The organism is Pseudoalteromonas sp. JB197 (assembly GCF_002332205.1).
GTDB lineage: Bacteria > Pseudomonadota > Gammaproteobacteria > Enterobacterales > Alteromonadaceae > Pseudoalteromonas > Pseudoalteromonas nigrifaciens.
This window is the reverse complement of the sequence record NZ_NRGZ01000001.1, coordinates 44285-60441: the sequence shown is the minus strand read 5'-3', so window position 1 is coordinate 60441 and position 16157 is coordinate 44285. Positions and strand designations below refer to the sequence as shown.

Annotated in this window: 16 protein-coding genes; 3 read left to right on the top strand and 13 right to left on the bottom strand. The window is 39.9% G+C overall.

From position 1 onward, the window contains the following. From CIK86_RS00265 to rplU, 7 genes are all read right to left on the bottom strand, one after another. Positions 1–474, bottom strand: coding sequence for a peroxiredoxin (locus CIK86_RS00265; RefSeq protein ID WP_086997685.1), 474 nt, complete (start codon positions 472–474; stop codon positions 1–3). A 92-nt stretch (positions 475–566) separates the two neighbouring features. After that, entirely contained in the window at positions 567–2492 is a 1926-nt protein-coding gene (locus CIK86_RS00260) for a methyl-accepting chemotaxis protein (RefSeq protein ID WP_086997682.1), read from the bottom strand. Between the two features lie 382 nt (positions 2493–2874). After that, complete coding sequence (locus CIK86_RS00255) at positions 2875–3252, bottom strand: DUF3718 domain-containing protein (RefSeq protein WP_086997679.1); 378 nt, start codon at positions 3250–3252, stop codon at positions 2875–2877. Between the two features lie 80 nt (positions 3253–3332). After that, positions 3333–3824, bottom strand: a complete 492-nt coding sequence (gene folA / locus CIK86_RS00250; RefSeq protein WP_176359696.1) for a type 3 dihydrofolate reductase — start codon at positions 3822–3824, stop codon at positions 3333–3335. A gap of 73 nt (positions 3825–3897) precedes the next feature. Further along, the gene (gene cgtA / locus CIK86_RS00245; RefSeq protein WP_011329301.1) at positions 3898–5055 is read right to left on the bottom strand and encodes an Obg family GTPase CgtA; all 1158 of its coding nucleotides are present in this window, start codon (positions 5053–5055) and stop codon (positions 3898–3900) included. A 230-nt stretch (positions 5056–5285) separates the two neighbouring features. Beyond that, positions 5286–5543: a 50S ribosomal protein L27 gene (gene rpmA, locus CIK86_RS00240; RefSeq protein WP_002957747.1), complete on the bottom strand. Its 258-nt coding sequence runs from the start codon at positions 5541–5543 to the stop codon at positions 5286–5288. Between the two features lie 16 nt (positions 5544–5559). Beyond that, positions 5560–5871 (bottom strand): 50S ribosomal protein L21, encoded by a 312-nt coding sequence (gene rplU, locus CIK86_RS00235; protein ID WP_006794538.1) that lies wholly within the window; start codon positions 5869–5871, stop codon positions 5560–5562. A 422-nt stretch (positions 5872–6293) separates the two neighbouring features. On the opposite strand from rplU, the gene ispB reads away from it, so the two are divergent. Further along, complete coding sequence (ispB, locus tag CIK86_RS00230) at positions 6294–7265, top strand: octaprenyl diphosphate synthase (RefSeq protein ID WP_011329302.1); 972 nt, start codon at positions 6294–6296, stop codon at positions 7263–7265. Positions 7266–7368: 103 nt separating this feature from the next. Here ispB and mdh read toward each other — a convergent pair whose 3' ends face one another. Further along, positions 7369–8301 carry a malate dehydrogenase gene (gene mdh / locus CIK86_RS00225; protein WP_011329303.1) on the bottom strand — a complete coding sequence of 311 codons (933 nt, stop codon included), beginning with the start codon at positions 8299–8301 and terminating at the stop codon, positions 7369–7371. Positions 8302–8527: 226 nt separating this feature from the next. Here mdh and argR point away from each other — a divergent pair, with 226 nt between their 5' ends. Next, positions 8528–8995, top strand: coding sequence for a transcriptional regulator ArgR (gene argR / locus CIK86_RS00220; protein WP_041454781.1), 468 nt, complete (start codon positions 8528–8530; stop codon positions 8993–8995). Positions 8996–9010: 15 nt separating this feature from the next. Here argR and CIK86_RS00215 read toward each other — a convergent pair whose 3' ends face one another. From CIK86_RS00215 to CIK86_RS00195, 5 genes are all read right to left on the bottom strand, one after another. Continuing rightward, a complete protein-coding gene (locus tag CIK86_RS00215) occupies positions 9011–9910 on the bottom strand; it encodes a Dyp-type peroxidase (RefSeq protein ID WP_011329305.1) in 900 nt (299 codons plus the stop codon). Positions 9911–9960: 50 nt separating this feature from the next. Continuing rightward, the gene (locus CIK86_RS00210; RefSeq protein WP_086997672.1) at positions 9961–11010 is read right to left on the bottom strand and encodes an ABC transporter ATP-binding protein; all 1050 of its coding nucleotides are present in this window, start codon (positions 11008–11010) and stop codon (positions 9961–9963) included. Continuing rightward, entirely contained in the window at positions 11011–12642 is a 1632-nt protein-coding gene (locus CIK86_RS00205) for an iron ABC transporter permease (protein WP_086997669.1), read from the bottom strand. Continuing rightward, complete coding sequence (locus CIK86_RS00200) at positions 12643–13647, bottom strand: Fe(3+) ABC transporter substrate-binding protein (RefSeq protein WP_011329308.1); 1005 nt, start codon at positions 13645–13647, stop codon at positions 12643–12645. A gap of 668 nt (positions 13648–14315) precedes the next feature. Continuing rightward, the gene (locus tag CIK86_RS00195) at positions 14316–14990 is read right to left on the bottom strand and encodes a tRNA-uridine aminocarboxypropyltransferase (RefSeq protein ID WP_086997666.1); all 675 of its coding nucleotides are present in this window, start codon (positions 14988–14990) and stop codon (positions 14316–14318) included. Between the two features lie 569 nt (positions 14991–15559). Between CIK86_RS00195 and CIK86_RS00190 the strand changes: the two genes are divergently transcribed. Continuing rightward, positions 15560–16012 carry a transposase gene (locus CIK86_RS00190; protein WP_086997663.1) on the top strand — a complete coding sequence of 151 codons (453 nt, stop codon included), beginning with the start codon at positions 15560–15562 and terminating at the stop codon, positions 16010–16012. Positions 16013–16157: the final 145 nt, after the last annotated feature.

Below are 16157 nucleotides of genomic sequence, written 5' to 3'. Positions count from 1 at the left end.
CTATAGCTTTTCTAAAACAGCAGCAGCACGACTAACCACAAATTCTTTTTCTTGCTCTACAAATAAACCGGTTACTACACTATTTTCCACGATCATTGCGTAACGCTTTGAACGCACACCGCCAAACCCTGCCGTATTCATATCAAGGCCTAATGCTTTGGTAAAGCTCGCATCGCCGTCTGCCAGCATGGCTATTTCTTGTGCATTTTGTGATGCTCCCCATGCTTTCATAACAAACGCATCGTTTACCGATACACAATAAATTGCATCAACGCCCTTTGCTTTTATTTTATCTGCCAGAGTAATAAACTCAGGTAAGTGTGCATTTGAACAGGTAGGTGTAAACGCACCAGGGACTGCAAACAATACAACTTTTTTATCTGCAAATAATTCACTGTTAGTCAGTGTTTGCATACCATCGTCGGTTAACTGGCTTAGCGTAACCGAGGGAATAGTTTGACCTTGTACAATCATTATAAATCCTTCATTTTATAAAATAAAACCAGCATACAGCTTAGCACATAGAATTTAGAGCATGATATAAGATGAGCGCTAAAGCTAATTTATTACAACCCCAGGCCCCCTTTAATCGAATGAATTTGTTGTTGTAGCTGATGTCGTATATCATCCACCAACGAGCTCGACTCACTTACTTGCCCCTTCATTTCAGCCATTGACTGACTAAAGTTATCTAATAAATTGCTTTGCTGCTTAGCAAGCTTCATCGCCTCAAACGCTACTTTATTAGCATTTTTTGCATTACTTGCCACCGCTTCCGAATTTAACTTAAGTTCTTGGGCATTTTGCGTTTGCGATTGAGCACCTTGGGTTAATGCTGTTATTTGCGTAGCAACTAGCCGTGAGTTTTCACTCAGTATGGTGAGCTGCCCATTTATCTCGCTCAGCGAGCCTTGCGTTTGCAGTGCCAATTGCCTAACTTCATCTGCCACTACTGCAAAGCCGCGACCATGCTCACCTGCTCTAGCTGATTCTATTGCTGCATTTAGCGCAAGTAAGTTGGTTTGATCTGCAATATTACGTATTACTTCTATAATTTTACTTACGCCTTCAACACCATTAAGCAGTTCTTGTAAGCTTTGTATACTGCGTTCAACCCGTGCCTGTGTATCGGCACTCGCACTTAACATACTTTGCGCAAATCCTAAGCTTTGTTCCATGGCACTAAAGGTACTTTGTGCGTTATCAGCTACTTGTGTATTAATATCATTAACTTGCTCTCCAATCTGCTGAATATCGGTTAGTAAATACTGATTCTGTTCCACTTGCCCATAACTCGTAGTGGTTTGTTGCTCAATCGTCTGTAAGTGTGTACTCATTTGCTGCATAAAAGCATTCACTACTTTTAGCATTTGCGCTCGCTCTTGTGCTTCTATGCGCTGGCGTTCAATTAACTGATTAAAGTATTGGGCTATTTCCCCTACCTCTGTTTTTGGATTGCTACTGACAATATTTTTAAACTCATTCGTTTCAATTAAAAATGCAAACCCGTCGCGCAATCGTCGAAGAGGATTAAGTACCAGATTACGCTGAACAATATAAACACCGCCAGCAAGTATCACGAGTCCACTAATAGCAACACAAAACACCCAAAATACTTGCTGCTTTAAATTATCTTGTTGTGTTTTTAGTGCTTGCTCTGCATTTATCACTGTTTTAGATAAATTACTAAGCTGCGTGCGCAATTCATCGGCCCCCGTCTGTCGTTGTTGTGCCTGAGTTAATGTACTGGTTAAATCCCGAGGATAGCGATTTGGCCAACTACTTAATTCTGATTTAATATCAGTAGCTAAATCTTCACTTTGCTCGTCAATAAATAAACTATACTCATCTACTTTATCCATCACACCTAAGTTTGGTAGCTGCTCTATTTTTGCTGCTAATACATTTAAATTTTTCACGCTTTGTTGCAAGCTCTGCTCTACACTCTGCTGATAATCTAGCACCAGTTGATAACTAAATAATGATAAGTTAATCACTTCACTATAATACTCATTGGCCAATTTATAATAACTAAGCGTGTTGTGACTATTATCCGAAGCTGAGCGCGCATAATTAATTAACGAGGATGCCGAACCAGCCATTTGCCTTAGCGCATTATCAAGTAAAGCCGTTTCGTTACCAGAGAGCTTACCCAAGGCTCTATATTTACCGTTTATATCATTATTTAGAGTAATTAACTGCTCAGTAAGTTGTGATTTAAAAGCTGCTGGTAATAGCGTTAACTGTTTTTGCTCTACTTGCGAGATTAAACTTGAGGCTTGTGTTAAGTATTGGCTATCGCCTTGTGCTAAGTAATTACTTAGATAGCTCGCTAGATCAACCATAATCGTATTTTTAAGCTGTCTATATGCACCGTCTTGCTGCTCTAGTTTAAGTAAAGTTTGACTGGCCCAAAGTAGAGTCATAGCTAATAAAACACTTGCGAGAGTTAACAAAACAGCCAGTAAGCGGGTAAATGTAGAGGCGCGCATAAATAAATCCCTAAAATCATATGCGCGTAGAATATTGACTATTTATGACAGTTTAATGGCAAATACTAACAATCGTATTAAATTCATGAGCTGTCAAAGCAACAACAAGAATGTTAACCCAAATAAAAACAATGAGTTATTTTGTGTGGCTATTCCTAGGTTACTTTAACTTCAGCACCTATAGAGTCGGCTATAAGTTCATTTCAACACAATAAGTAAGTTAATAAGTAAAAAGGGTTATGTTTTTAATAAGGTTGGCGTTTGTGTTAAAAGGGGGGGATTACAACACTAAAATAGTGCTGTGTTATATAAAATTATTTATAAAAATACAGGCGTAAAAAAACCACGTATAAAACGTGGTTTAATCGTATTTATTGTAAAATTAAAGACCTGCGCGCTCTTTAATTATCGCAATTAAGGGCGATCCTGAATGACCGTTCGATTCAGCCCATGATACATCAGCGCCATCTTCTAGTGAGCTTTTAGATAGGTTTTTAACTATATATTCGCCACTATCTAGTGCGTTACTTGCCACTGCATGTCGTAATAAATTATTACCATTACAAAATACTGCGTCATATATATTGCGAACTTTCACTCGTGAGCTTTTAAGCTTACTACGCAAACGATTTTTATCATCCGCAGCAATATACTCACAAATGGAAATCGCTAACTGATCATCTGCTTGTGCAGGGGCAGTATATGCAAACGAACCGGCTGCAATCGCAGTAATAACAACTAGCTTTGATAACTTAATCATGGAAAACCCTTTTTTACAATGCTTTATTCCTATTGGATTAGTTAATATTGTACCAATATGCTCAGTACTTCGCAATAATGTTAAGCTTTTTTATATAAAGTTACAAATTTATGACTATATTGATTTTTTTCATCCGCAGCCATTTGTACTTCATCTTTAACCTGCCAGTTTGCCGCTTTCTCGTAATCAGGAAACTGAGTGTCACCTTCAACATCTAAGTCTATAAAGGTTAAATAAAGTCTTTGTGCACTTTCTAAAAATTGTTGATAAATATTTCCACCACCAATGATCATCACCTCTTCCACATCAGCAACTAAATTTAACGCGGCCTCTGGCGTTGTAACAACTTCTATTCCAGTTGCTTGATACTGGCTATTACGGGTAATAATAATATTACGACGCCCAGGTAAAGGCCGTCCAATAGACTCAAATGTTTTGCGCCCCATAATCACAGGTTTACCTGTGGTTACTTTTTTAAAATGCTGTAAGTCTCCAGGTAAATGCCAAGGCATTGTATTATTAAGGCCAATTACACGGTTATTTGCCATTGCAGCAATCATTGAAATTATCACACTAATTATCCAGTATTTATTATTAAACAAAGAAAAAGGAGCATAAGCTCCTTTTATATGTAATTAATTATAATTAACGCTCGTACACAACTTCTACGTCGTAATCATCTTCATTCCACTCATCCCAATCATCATCATCGTCGCTCTTTTTAGCGGCTTTTTGATGATAGGTGTCCCACTTAAACTCAACCTCTTCGTCTGTAGTTTCAACGAATTTCTCTTTTGGCATGCTTTCAAGCAATGTCATTACGTCATGAATTAGTGGTTGAGTATTTGATTTATTAATAGCAGAAATACTGTAAATATTTTCAGTTTCGCCTAGCTCTTGTGCAATTTTTTCACATAAAGCTTTTGCTTCGTCAGCTGGTAATAAATCTATTTTATTAAATACCAACCAGCGCGGTTTTTCTGCTAATTTAGGGCTGTACTGATGTAACTCATTAACAATCGCAAATGCATTATCAACTGGATTTGAGCCATCAACTGGCATTACATCAATAATATGCAGTAATATTCTACAGCGCTCTAGGTGTTTCAAAAATTGAATACCTAAACCAGCACCATCCGATGCGCCTTCAATTAAGCCTGGTATATCAGCGATAACAAATGATTTATTCGCTTCAGGACGTACCACACCTAAATTTGGAATAAGCGTCGTAAATGGGTAATCTGCTACTTTTGGTTTTGCTGCCGATACACTACGGATAAAGGTAGACTTACCTGCATTTGGCAAACCTAATAAGCCTACATCTGCTAGTAACAATAACTCTAGTTTAAGGTTGCGTACTTCACCTTCTGTCCCTAAGGTTTTTTGACGCGGAGCACGGTTTGTACTTGATTTAAAACGCGCATTTCCTAAGCCATGGAAACCGCCTTTTGCCACCAAAATCTTTTGGCCATGTTGGGTTAAATCCCCTAATCCCTCTTGCGTATCAACGTCCATAATACGTGTACCTACAGGCACCATAATAATTAAATCGTCAGACTTTTTACCCGTACAGTTACGGCTGCGGCCATTAGTACCGCGATCTGCTCTATGGAAGCGTTCAAATTGGTAATCAATTAAGGTATTTAAGTTTTCATCCGCTTGTAGATAAACACTACCACCGTCACCACCGTCACCACCGTCAGGCCCACCTTCTGGGATATATTTTTCACGACGGAAAGACACGATACCGGCGCCACCGTCTCCAGCTTCTACGCGAATTTCTACTTCATCTACAAACTTCATGATTACTCACTTTAGGGATTGGCTTGTTAATAACACTATTATATACCCAAGCCAACTTAATACCAATTGGCATAAATATTTGAACCATTTTACGAATTAGATCGCTCTATAACTTCGTTAAAGAGCCCGCTACTTAAACCCATAGGTATAATTGCAGGCTTGGGTATATATTGTAAAATAATGAAAACAAAAAACCCCGCAAAGGCGGGGTTTTTTAACTATCTTACTGATTACTCAGTTACGATAGTTACGTATTTACGGTTTAAAGGACCTTTTTGTTCAAACTGAACTTTACCATCTGCTTTTGCGAAGATAGTGTGGTCTTTACCGATACCTACGTTTGTACCAGGGTGGAAACGAGTTCCACGCTGACGAACAATGATGCTACCCGCTAGAACTGATTCGCCACCAAAACGCTTAACACCTAGGCGTTTGCTTTCTGAATCGCGACCGTTACGAGTACTACCAGCTGCTTTTTTATGTGCCATTTCTAAGTACCTCTAATTAAGCGCTAATGCCAGTGATTTTAACTTCTGTGAACCATTGACGATGGCCCATTTGCTTACGAGAATGCTTACGGCGTCTAAATTTAACAACCTTAATCTTCTCACCGCGACCATGTGAAACAACCTCAGCTGTTATCTTACCACCGTTTACGAACGGTACACCAATCTCGATTTTCTCACCATCAGCAACTAAAAGTACTGAATCAAATTCTACTGCTGCACCAGTTTCAACGTCTAATTTTTCAAGACGAATCGTTTGACCTTCAGTCACACGATGCTGTTTACCACCACTTTGGAAAACCGCGTACATAATTAACTCCGTCTGTGCGCCCTCAAATCGACGCAACTAAAATATTCTTCGATAGGGCGCGAAGTTTACGCTACGGCGTAATAACTAGCAAGCCTATTTTGTAATTAAAATGAATAAAAAGTAGCTGCATTGAGAGCAATTCAATATTTCCCCTATTTTATATTAAATAGCCCTTTTGCCAAGCGCTTTTTCACGATTAGTGAAAATAATTTGCCTTAGCTAAACACACACTACAACGGATAATAAATAAACATAAATTACAGCACACTTTGTACACTAATCAATCAGCTATCTCTCGTATTTAAGTGCTAATTAGCGATGTTAACCGTGTTTTTTCAGGGAATCGTCACAAAATATCGAGCTAGTGCTTTTTTTGTTGTACAATCTGCGCCGTTCACACATAAAAATTGGCTCGGAGATCAATGGATATAAAAGCTATCCAGGCGTTAATCGAAAACGATATGAATGACGTCAATCAACTTATACATGCGCAAATGCGCTCAGATGTGGCGTTAGTTAACCAACTTGGCTTGTATATTGTAAACAGTGGCGGCAAGCGCGTGCGCCCAATGTTGGCAATACTAGCGGCCAGAGCATTGGGTTATCAGGGTAAAGATCATATTACACTTGCAACTATTGTTGAGTTTATTCATACCGCAACACTATTACATGATGATGTTGTTGATGAATCTAACTTACGCCGAGGCACGCCTACAGCAAATGCTGAGTTTGGTAATGCTGCCAGCGTATTAGTGGGCGACTTTATTTACACTCGTTCATTTCAGCTCATGGTTGGCCTTGGTAAAATGCAGGTAATGCAAGTGCTTGCAGATGCAACTAACATTATTGCTGAAGGTGAAGTATTACAGTTAATGAACTGTAATGACCCCGACACCACTGAAGCCAGCTATATGCAGGTTATTTACTCTAAAACCGCTAAGCTATTTGAAGCCGCTACAGGCCTTGCGGCCATTATTACTGAGCAAAACCAAGCCACGCTTGATGCGCTTAACCTATACGGCATGCATTTAGGTACTGCGTTTCAGCTCGTTGATGACGTACTTGATTACAACGCAGATGCAGATCAATTAGGTAAAAATATTGGTGATGATTTAGCCGAAGGGAAACCAACTCTGCCGCTTATTTATGCAATGCAACATGGTAATGAGCAGCAAACACAGCTGATCCGTGACGCTATAGAGCACAGTAATGGCATGGATCATCTTGAAGAAATTTTAGCGGCACTTAAACAAACCAATGCGCTTGAATTTACGATGCAAAAGGCCGAACTTGAAGCCGACAAAGCCATTGCTTGCTTAGACTTTTTAGCTGAGTCTGAATATAAACAAGCACTTGTGAGCCTTGCCCGTATTGCAGTTGATCGCGATCACTAACTTTACTGCCTTTATGTGTAGCTAACCTGGGTGCAGGTTAGCTAAATTCCGAGCAATAAAAAAGCCTGCAAACGCAGGCTTTTTTGTCACTTGATTTTGGCTATTACGCCATGAAATCAACACCTTCTTTGATGTCTTTTTTCAGTGTTTCAAGCATGTCATTTTTTGCTTTTGTTTCAAATGCGCTTAGTTCGCCGTAAGAAAGAATTTCTTCTACGCCGTTTTTACCTAAACGTACTGGGTGTGCAAAGTACTCCGCATCGCCATTTTCAACAGCAACGTACGCGTAATCTACAACGTCTTCACCTTGTAGGCCTTTAACTAAAGACATACAAAAACGAGCTGCAGCTGCACCCATTGATAAAGTAGCTGAACCGCCACCCGCTTTAGCATTTACAACTTCAGTACCCGCATTTTGGATACGTGGAGTAAGTGCTGCAACTTCTTCATCTGTAAAGCTCACGCCTTCAACTTGAGAAAGTAGAGGTAAAATAGTAGTACCTGAGTGGCCACCGATTACAGGAACTTTAACAGTTGCTACGTCTACGCCTTTAAGTTCAGCAACAAATGCTTCTGAACGAATAACGTCAAGCGTAGTAATACCAAATACGCGTTTAGCGTCGTAAGTACCTGCTTTTTTAAATACTTCAGCAACAATTGGTACAGTGCCGTTTACTGGGTTAGTAATAATACCTACTAACGCTTTAGGACAACTTGCAACTATGCCTTCTGCTAACGTTTTGATGATGCCAGCATTTACATTAAATAAATCTGCACGATCCATACCTGGCTTACGTGGCATGCCAGCAGGAATAAGTACGATATCAGCATCTTTAAGCGCTTCATTTAACGCATCAGCGCCAAAGCCAGCTACTTTAACCGCTGTAGGGATATGAGATAGATCAACCGCAACACCTGGAACTACTGGTGCAACATCATATAGTGATAATTCAGAACCAGCTGGTAAGCCTGTTTTTAATAATAAAGACAACGCTTGACCGATACCGCCTGCAGCACCTAATACAGCAACTTTCATTGGAATTCTCCGTGATTTGAGGTAGGAAATATTTATGGCTCTAAGATAAAGAAATTAGCGACTAAAAACAAATTTATCCTGCCTATTTTCGTAATATTTTAGACCATAGTTGTAAAAACATTTGGCCTGAATACAGTAAACTGGCAAGTTAAATAAACAACTGCTGTATAATTATTCGTTTTTGTGTAGAATTTGCGGCATGGATAATAAAAAGCAAATAAAAACTATGCAACCACAAGACAAACAGGAAGCGTTAGTAAAAGCATTTAAAGCGCTTTTAAAAGAAGAAAACTTTGGTTCTCAAGGCGATATAGTAGATTCGTTAAAAGAGCAAGGTTTTGACAATATAAGCCAAAGTAAAGTGTCGCGCATGCTTAGTAAGTTTGGCGCGGTACGAACGCGCAATGCCAAACAAGAAATGGTGTATTGCTTGCCAGCAGAAATGGGCGTACCCACAGCAAAAAGCCCGTTGCGCCAGCTTGTTATTGATATAATGCATAACGAAATGATGATTATTATCCGTACCAGCCCAGGCGCGGCTCAGCTTATTGCGCGTTTACTTGACTCATTAGGTAAAGCCGATGGCGTGTTAGGTACTATAGCTGGCGACGACACTATTTTTATTGCCCCAGCTAAAATATCTGAAATAGACTTAACCCTAGAGCGGGTACGTATTTTATTTGATACGGTTTAGTATTTAAAACACGCGTTATAACTGTTTTAAAAACCCAACTGACGGTGCAAAAAACGCAGACCCCATATCGGCTTGAGTAAAATCAAGCCAATGATCATAGCACTCCCCCTCACCTAAACGACTTTTTAATACCTGTTCAAATGCGGTTCCACTGGCCGAGCAAGTAATTGACAGCATTCCTTGCTCGTAAACATCGCCATAAGGCATGCCTTGATTAAGTAATATTGGCTGGCCTTGCTCATCTTTTAATTCACTGCGTTGTGCATGGCTGGTTTCAAGCGCTGGGGCTATAAGAGTGTTGTCTAAGCGAGTGCGACCTATTATTTGCTCTTGCTCATCTAGCGATAGATGCTGCCATACGCTTAGATCGTGCTTATAACGTTGCACATGAATATAACTGCCTTGATCCTCAAAGCTACCTGGTTTATTTATTAACGCCGTTGCCCGCTTTTGTCGGCCATGCGGCATTTTGCCACCATAAATAAAACCATTGAAATCGCGACCATCTAAAAATCTAAAATTACGAATTTGTTCCACCAGCTCTACGTCTGGTGCAAATAACTTTAAAATTTGCAGTGCAAATAAATGATTAACGTCTTCGCGGTCTGAACGTATTTGCACAAACAAATCACACGGCTGCACGCTCATTGCGTGTTCATTATGATTTATATTAGGAAAGCTTTGTAGTTCACTGGGGATATACTCTGGCAAAATATGCGGCCAATACTGTGCACCAATAGCCACCATACAAGAAAGCATAGATTCAGAAAACTGATCGCTAAACTCTTCCTCAATAGCGCTTACTTGCTTGAGCTTTGTACGTAATGACTCATCTTGGCCATCAAACACATTAAAAAATAAATGCAAACCGTGTAAGTTTGCTTCAGCACAAATCCCTGATTGCGCTTGTGCCATTGTTATTCCTTAGCTTATAAATAGATAAACACAGCGAATAACAAATTAATTTATGATTCGAAAAAATTCACCGTGTGGGGTTTTATTTTTATTATAACCTGCTCATTTTGAACAAATGACTGGCCATATTGCGCTGCAACTTCTATTTCTTGTTGTGCAATAACTACAGTGTAAACATAAGCCGAACCAATAAAACGACTGCTTAATATGGTGGCGCGTTCACTATGGCTATCTTTTTTATTGTCGCTCATTAGCTCTATTTGATGAGGACGCACATATATTTTTCCTATATTAGCCTGATGCTGGTGCGCAATAACCGACTCAACTAGGCCAAAAGCGGTTTTATATTCAGTTGCTGTTAACACTTCTGCGCTTAAGTATATGCCCTGACCGAGAAACTCTGCAACCTCCTTTGAGCTTGGTTTAGCAAAAAGCTGTTCTGGGGTGCCCTGTTGAGCTATTTTACCCTGGTGCATAATAGCCAGCGTGTCTGCAAATGCAAAAGCCTCTTCCTTTGAGTGGGTAACAAATACTGCCGACACTTGTTGAGTTTTAATTATGCGGCGAATATCGGCAATTAATTCAAAGCGTACTTGAGTGTCTATATTCGAAAACGGCTCATCAAGTAATAGTAAACTTGGTTTGTAAGCAAGTGCACGCGCAATCGCCACGCGCTGTTGTTGCCCACCCGATAACTGATGCGGATACCTGTCGGCGCAGCCAACTAAATGCACCAGCTTAAGCATTTCATCAACGCGCTGTTGCTTTTGCTCTTTACTCATTTTACTTAAGCCAAAAGCAATATTATGTGCCACGGTTAAATGCGGGAATAACGCATAATCTTGAAACATCATGCCAATATTACGATGCTCTGGCGAGATAAATGTATTGGCGTTACTCACCAGCTTACCATCGATAAACACGCTTCCTTGTTGCGTTTCTATTAGCCCTGCAATTGCTTTTAAGGTGGTGGTTTTACCACAACCACTGGCACCTAACAAACACACTATTTCGTTTTTACCTATGGTTAAATTTAGCTCGTGAATAACCTTAGTACCGTTATATTGATAGCTCACGCCTTGTAAAATCAAACTACTCATTTAACTACGTTGCTCCATAGAACGGTTAATAAAATACAGAGGGATAAATCCAACCAGCACAATAAATAATGCCGATATAGAAGCCAGCTCTAATTGCTCATCACTCACATACTGAAACACATGCGTAGCTAAGCTTTCAAAATTAAACGGCCTAAGTAACAAAGCCGTAGGTAGCTCTTTCATGCATTCAATAAACACCAGCAAAGCCGCAGTAAGCAACCCGCGTCTAAGTAGGGGTAAATGCACCAAACGTAACGTATGGCCTTGGCTTTTGCCCATAGATTGGCTAGCCATGTCGAGAGAGGGGCTAATGCGTAAAAAGCTCGACTCAATCGCGCCATGTGCTACTGCGTAAAAACGCACTACATAAGCAAAAATAATGGTAAATACACTGCCAGTGAGTAACAAGCCTATATTTAAGTCGTATGGCTCAAGCACACGGTTTACCGTATTTTCTAACAGCGTAAGCGGTAATAGCACCGCAATAGCCAGTACTGTTCCTGGTAAAGCGTAGCCGGTGCTAGCTAATCGCCCCGGAATAAGTGGATAATTTTGCTTGGCTATACGTTGATAAAACACCACTAATACACTAAGTAACAGCGTTACTACGCTTACTACTATAGCTACCTTTAAACTTTGCCACGCATAGCTAAAAAACTCACTACTCCATGCTTGATCAAAATAAACAATGGCGTACTTTATTAACACAGCAATAGGTATAACAAAGGCAACAATTAAAATCACACTGCAAAATAGCATTGCCAGCCAAGCCGACTTGCCTTTTAATATATAAAGCGCTTCACTATTTATACCCGACTGACGCTCAAACACCGCTTGATTACGGCGACTAAAGCGCTCCGCCATTAAGGCTAAAAACAATAGTAATAACATCACGCCCGATATTTTAGCTGCAGCGGTTAACGAGTAATAACCAAACCAAGTATCGTATACGGCAGTGGTTAAGGTGCTTACAGCAAAGTAGCTTACTGTGGCAAAGTCAGCCATGGTTTCCATACTAATTAGCGCTAGCGCAGCTACAATTGCGCCGCGCGATAACACTAAGCTCACCCTAAAAAAGCTCTGCCACGACGACAGCCCCATTAACTGGCTAGCCTGTACTAACTTAAAAGACTGCTCACGCAAGGCTGTTTTAAAAATTAAATATAAATAGGGATAAAGCACCAGTGCAAGCATTACAATAGCGCCGGGCAAAGTGCGTATATCAAAAAACCAGTAATCATCCGGCGATTGCCACCCAAACCAGTCTCTGAGAGTATTTTGTACTGGGCCTGCGTAATCAAGCAAGTCGGTATAAACATAGGCAATAATATAGGTAGGCATAGCCAGTGGCAGCATTAACGCCCATTCAAACTGTTTTTTACCCGGGAACTGGCAATAAGCGGTTAGCCAGCCAAGTGGTAAGGCAATAGCACAGCTTAGTACACACACACCTAAAATAAGTAATACGGTATTAGAAATGTAATCCCACAGCACTGTATCCCAAAGATGCGAAAACACCTCTGAGTTACCTTGTAGAGATTCAAATAGCAGAAAAAACAATGGGGTCGACAGTAATAATCCTGTCGACCATGCAAAAAGCTGCCATTTAGACAGCTGAAATTTATAAGTCATTTAAAGATCGAATTTCACCTCATCAATTAGCCTTAACGCTAACGGACGATATTTACTAATTTCATCAAGTGGTAAGCTATCTTCTTTAAAGCTTCCCCAAGATGCAACTAAACTTGATAATTCTACGCCTGGCTTAACCGGATATTCCATATTAATTGAAGCGTACATGTTTTGCGCTTTATTGTCGGTCATATACTCTAGGAGTTTCAAGGCATTTTCAGGGTTTTTAGCGTATTTTGTAATAACTGCACCCGACACATTTATATGCGAGCCGCGATTGATTTGGTTCGGAAAGTTAATATTTACCGCTTGTGCCCATTCTTTTTGGGTTTCATCTTGCAGCATTTTACCTAAATAGTAACTATTGCCAAATGCAAGATCGCACAAACCTTCTTTCACTGCTTTTACTTGCGCTCTATCGTTACCTTGTGGTTTACGCGCTAAATTTGCTTTAACCCCCTCAAGCCATACTTTGGTATCTGCTTCACCATGGTGTGCAATCATGGATGCAACTAAACCCAAATTATACGGATGTTTACCAGAGCGAGTACATATTTGCCCTTTATATTTTGGATCGGCCAAATCTTCATAAGTCAGCTCAGGTAGCGCGCCCACACGCTCTTTTGACGAGTAAACATTACGTACTCGCTTAGTAAGTGCCACCCACTGGCCGTCGCCATCACGAAATGCCGCAGGCACATTGTTATTAATTGCTTCGCTACTAATCGTTTGCGTTAAATCTAAATCTTCAAGTTGGATTAAGGCGCTAAAATTAGACGTTAATACTAAATCGGCTTTGCTGTGTTTACCTTCGCGCTTAACGCGCTCTATTAAGCCTTTATTAGCAAACACTACATTTGTTTTAATACCAGTTTGTTTGGTAAAGTCATCTAAAATTGGTTTTATTAAAAAAGGCTGTCGAAAAGAATAAATATTAACGGACTCAGTTGCAAAAACGGGTGCCGACACAGCCAAACCAACTACAATTGCGAATACTTTTTTCATATTTTCCACCTGAATAATAACTATTATCAATAATTCTACCGTGCCTTACCCAAAAGTGCACACTTTATATAATCTGATCCTGTTAAAATCGCTAAAATAGAAAACCAACGTAAGACATATCCCACAAACGTGACAGCCAATGATGAAAACACAACATAAAAAACCATAACAAACAAAGTAACCAGTTGTTTTATAATAAGTAAATAATTTTAACTATTGCGACTATAGCAATTAATTAGCAACCTATACTTCTTTAAAATATCGTACCGCCTATAATTAACTTAACAACCAAGCAGTGATGCTTACGAGTAAATGGAAACGGACAACTTACTCGACCAACCAATGATTTAGGTTACTAATACAAAACGGATTTTAGGACAGGCTCTAGGAGAGCAGCACAATGGAATGTCTTAAAGGATAGCATCTGGATGATGCGTAAAGGATAGCAACAAAGGATTTACGTTGTTTTACAGGATGTTGAGGAAATAAAGGATACAGGGCAGGAGCGCCTACATTACATAGAACTAAAAAGTAATATTGTAATAACAAGGATTTGTAAGAATTTGGAGTTGATTAAGTTCAATTGCAGGATGCAGAAAATTAGAAGATTCCGCAAGCGCGCCTAGAGATAGAGCGCGCTTTTCTTTGTGGTCAAAACAAAATATAGACTACTCTGGCCTGCCTTTATTGCGCTTACCTAATAAGTACGCATCGCGAAACTTTATAAAATGCTGTTCTAATTTTGTGGCTGCATCTTTCTCTCCCGCTAACGCTAACACCATAATGGCCACTTCTGCAGTGCCAAGTTGATGCGCATGGGGAGCAACACGTAGGCGGTAGTCTGAGAGTTTATCGGCAGTGATCGACAATACCGGAAGATTATCTAAATACGGGCTTTTGCGAATCATTTTTTTAGCTTCGCGCCAGGTGCCGTCTAAAAATATAAATAACGGTTTTTTACCAACTGTTATATTTACTTCAGTTACCGCTCTGCCCGGCTCAACATCTTCAGCAGGAAATACCACCATAGGTTGATATTGCGGATCGTTTATTAATGCTAATAATTTAGCATCAGGATCAGTTCTGTCCCATCTAAATGCATAGTTTTCAGGTACTATTTCGGCAATTAAACGCCCAGTATTTGAAGGTTTAAAGCTTTCATTATGATACATAAGTAAACACACAGCGACGTCGCAATCGGCTTGTATAACCCCTTCACAAATACAGTAAAGCTCTGCAAGTAGGCATTGCTGGCAACGTGTCATTTTAGCGCCCCGAGCGTTAAACTCACGGCGCGATTCGCTTATTTGTTGGGCACGTAATGCTAAAACGGCATTTTTCACTGGGGTTTACCTTAAATAAATTAGGCGCGCATTGTAGCTATATTTGATGAAAATAGATATGTAAGGGCTTTAGGTATTAACAACATGATACAACCCGTAGGCGGGAGTTTACCTCGCACAATGTTTTTGAACCTTAAACAAGCGCGGCATAAAGCCCCGCCTACAACAAACACCCACCCTATAGGCGGAAGATCACCTCACGCAATATTTTTTTAATTTTAACAAACGCGGCATAAAGCCCCACCTACAACAAACACCCAACCCCGTAGGCGGGAGTTTACCTCGCGCAATGTTTTTTAAACCTTAAACCAGCGCGGCATAAAGCCCCGCCTACAAAAAATACCCAACCCCGTAGGCGGGAGTTTACCTCGCGCAATGTTTTTTTAATTTTAACAAGCGCGGCATAAAGCCCTGCCTACAACAAACACCCAACCCCGTAGGCGGGAGTTTACCTCGCGCAATGTTTTTGAACCTTAAACCTTAAACAAGCGCGGCATAAAGCTTTACCTTAGGCAAATTTAAAAATCACTGCTACTTTTAAATTATGACTTTTCTAATGATTATTTTAAATGAAAAATTCACAGCTACTTCGTAAAGGGCGTGTATCTTTAGCTAATCACCATTACAACGTAACTCTAGTTACCTATGGCAGACAATGCTTATTTACTGATCTTTATTTAAATAGATTATTAATAAATGAAATGAGAGTTCTGGAGGAACAAGGCGCATCTAAAACGATTGCCTTTGTGTTTATGCCTGATCATATACATTGGTTATTTCAATTAAAAATGAGCTCTTCTCTTAGCTGCTTGATTCGAACATTTAAAGGTCGCTGTGCAAAACAAGCTAGAGAGCAGTTTTTAATACAAAAGCTGTGGCAACCTGATTTCTATGACCATTTAATTAGAGATGAAAGCGACTTAACTAATTGTGCTCGTTATATAGTAGCAAATCCCCTTAGAGCATCTTTAGTTAAGAGTGTTGCTTTTTATCCTCATTGGGATTGTATTTATATTACTTGAACTCGCGCAATGTTTTTTAATTTTAACCAGCGCGGCATAAAGCCCCGCCTACAACAAACACCCACCTGTAGGCGGGAGTTTACCTCGCGCAATGTTTTTTTAATTTTAACAAGCGCGGCATAAAGCCCCGCCTACAACCCACCTG

Coding starts and splice junctions, on each gene's coding strand:
- ispB (WP_011329302.1), top strand. CDS start 6,294: ATGGATATAAAAGCTATCCAGGCGTTAATCGAAAACGATATGAATGAC.
- mdh (WP_011329303.1), bottom strand. CDS start 8,301: ATGAAAGTTGCTGTATTAGGTGCTGCAGGCGGTATCGGTCAAGCGTTG.
- CIK86_RS00190 (WP_086997663.1), top strand. CDS start 15,560: ATGAAAAATTCACAGCTACTTCGTAAAGGGCGTGTATCTTTAGCTAAT.
- CIK86_RS00215 (WP_011329305.1), bottom strand. CDS start 9,910: ATGGCACAAGCGCAATCAGGGATTTGTGCTGAAGCAAACTTACACGGT.
- CIK86_RS00200 (WP_011329308.1), bottom strand. CDS start 13,647: ATGAAAAAAGTATTCGCAATTGTAGTTGGTTTGGCTGTGTCGGCACCC.
- argR (WP_041454781.1), top strand. CDS start 8,528: ATGCAACCACAAGACAAACAGGAAGCGTTAGTAAAAGCATTTAAAGCG.
- CIK86_RS00210 (WP_086997672.1), bottom strand. CDS start 11,010: ATGAGTAGTTTGATTTTACAAGGCGTGAGCTATCAATATAACGGTACT.
- cgtA (WP_011329301.1), bottom strand. CDS start 5,055: ATGAAGTTTGTAGATGAAGTAGAAATTCGCGTAGAAGCTGGAGACGGT.
- CIK86_RS00205 (WP_086997669.1), bottom strand. CDS start 12,642: ATGACTTATAAATTTCAGCTGTCTAAATGGCAGCTTTTTGCATGGTCG.
- CIK86_RS00260 (WP_086997682.1), bottom strand. CDS start 2,492: ATGCGCGCCTCTACATTTACCCGCTTACTGGCTGTTTTGTTAACTCTC.
- CIK86_RS00265 (WP_086997685.1), bottom strand. CDS start 474: ATGATTGTACAAGGTCAAACTATTCCCTCGGTTACGCTAAGCCAGTTA.
- rplU (WP_006794538.1), bottom strand. CDS start 5,871: ATGTACGCGGTTTTCCAAAGTGGTGGTAAACAGCATCGTGTGACTGAA.
- CIK86_RS00255 (WP_086997679.1), bottom strand. CDS start 3,252: ATGATTAAGTTATCAAAGCTAGTTGTTATTACTGCGATTGCAGCCGGT.
- rpmA (WP_002957747.1), bottom strand. CDS start 5,543: ATGGCACATAAAAAAGCAGCTGGTAGTACTCGTAACGGTCGCGATTCA.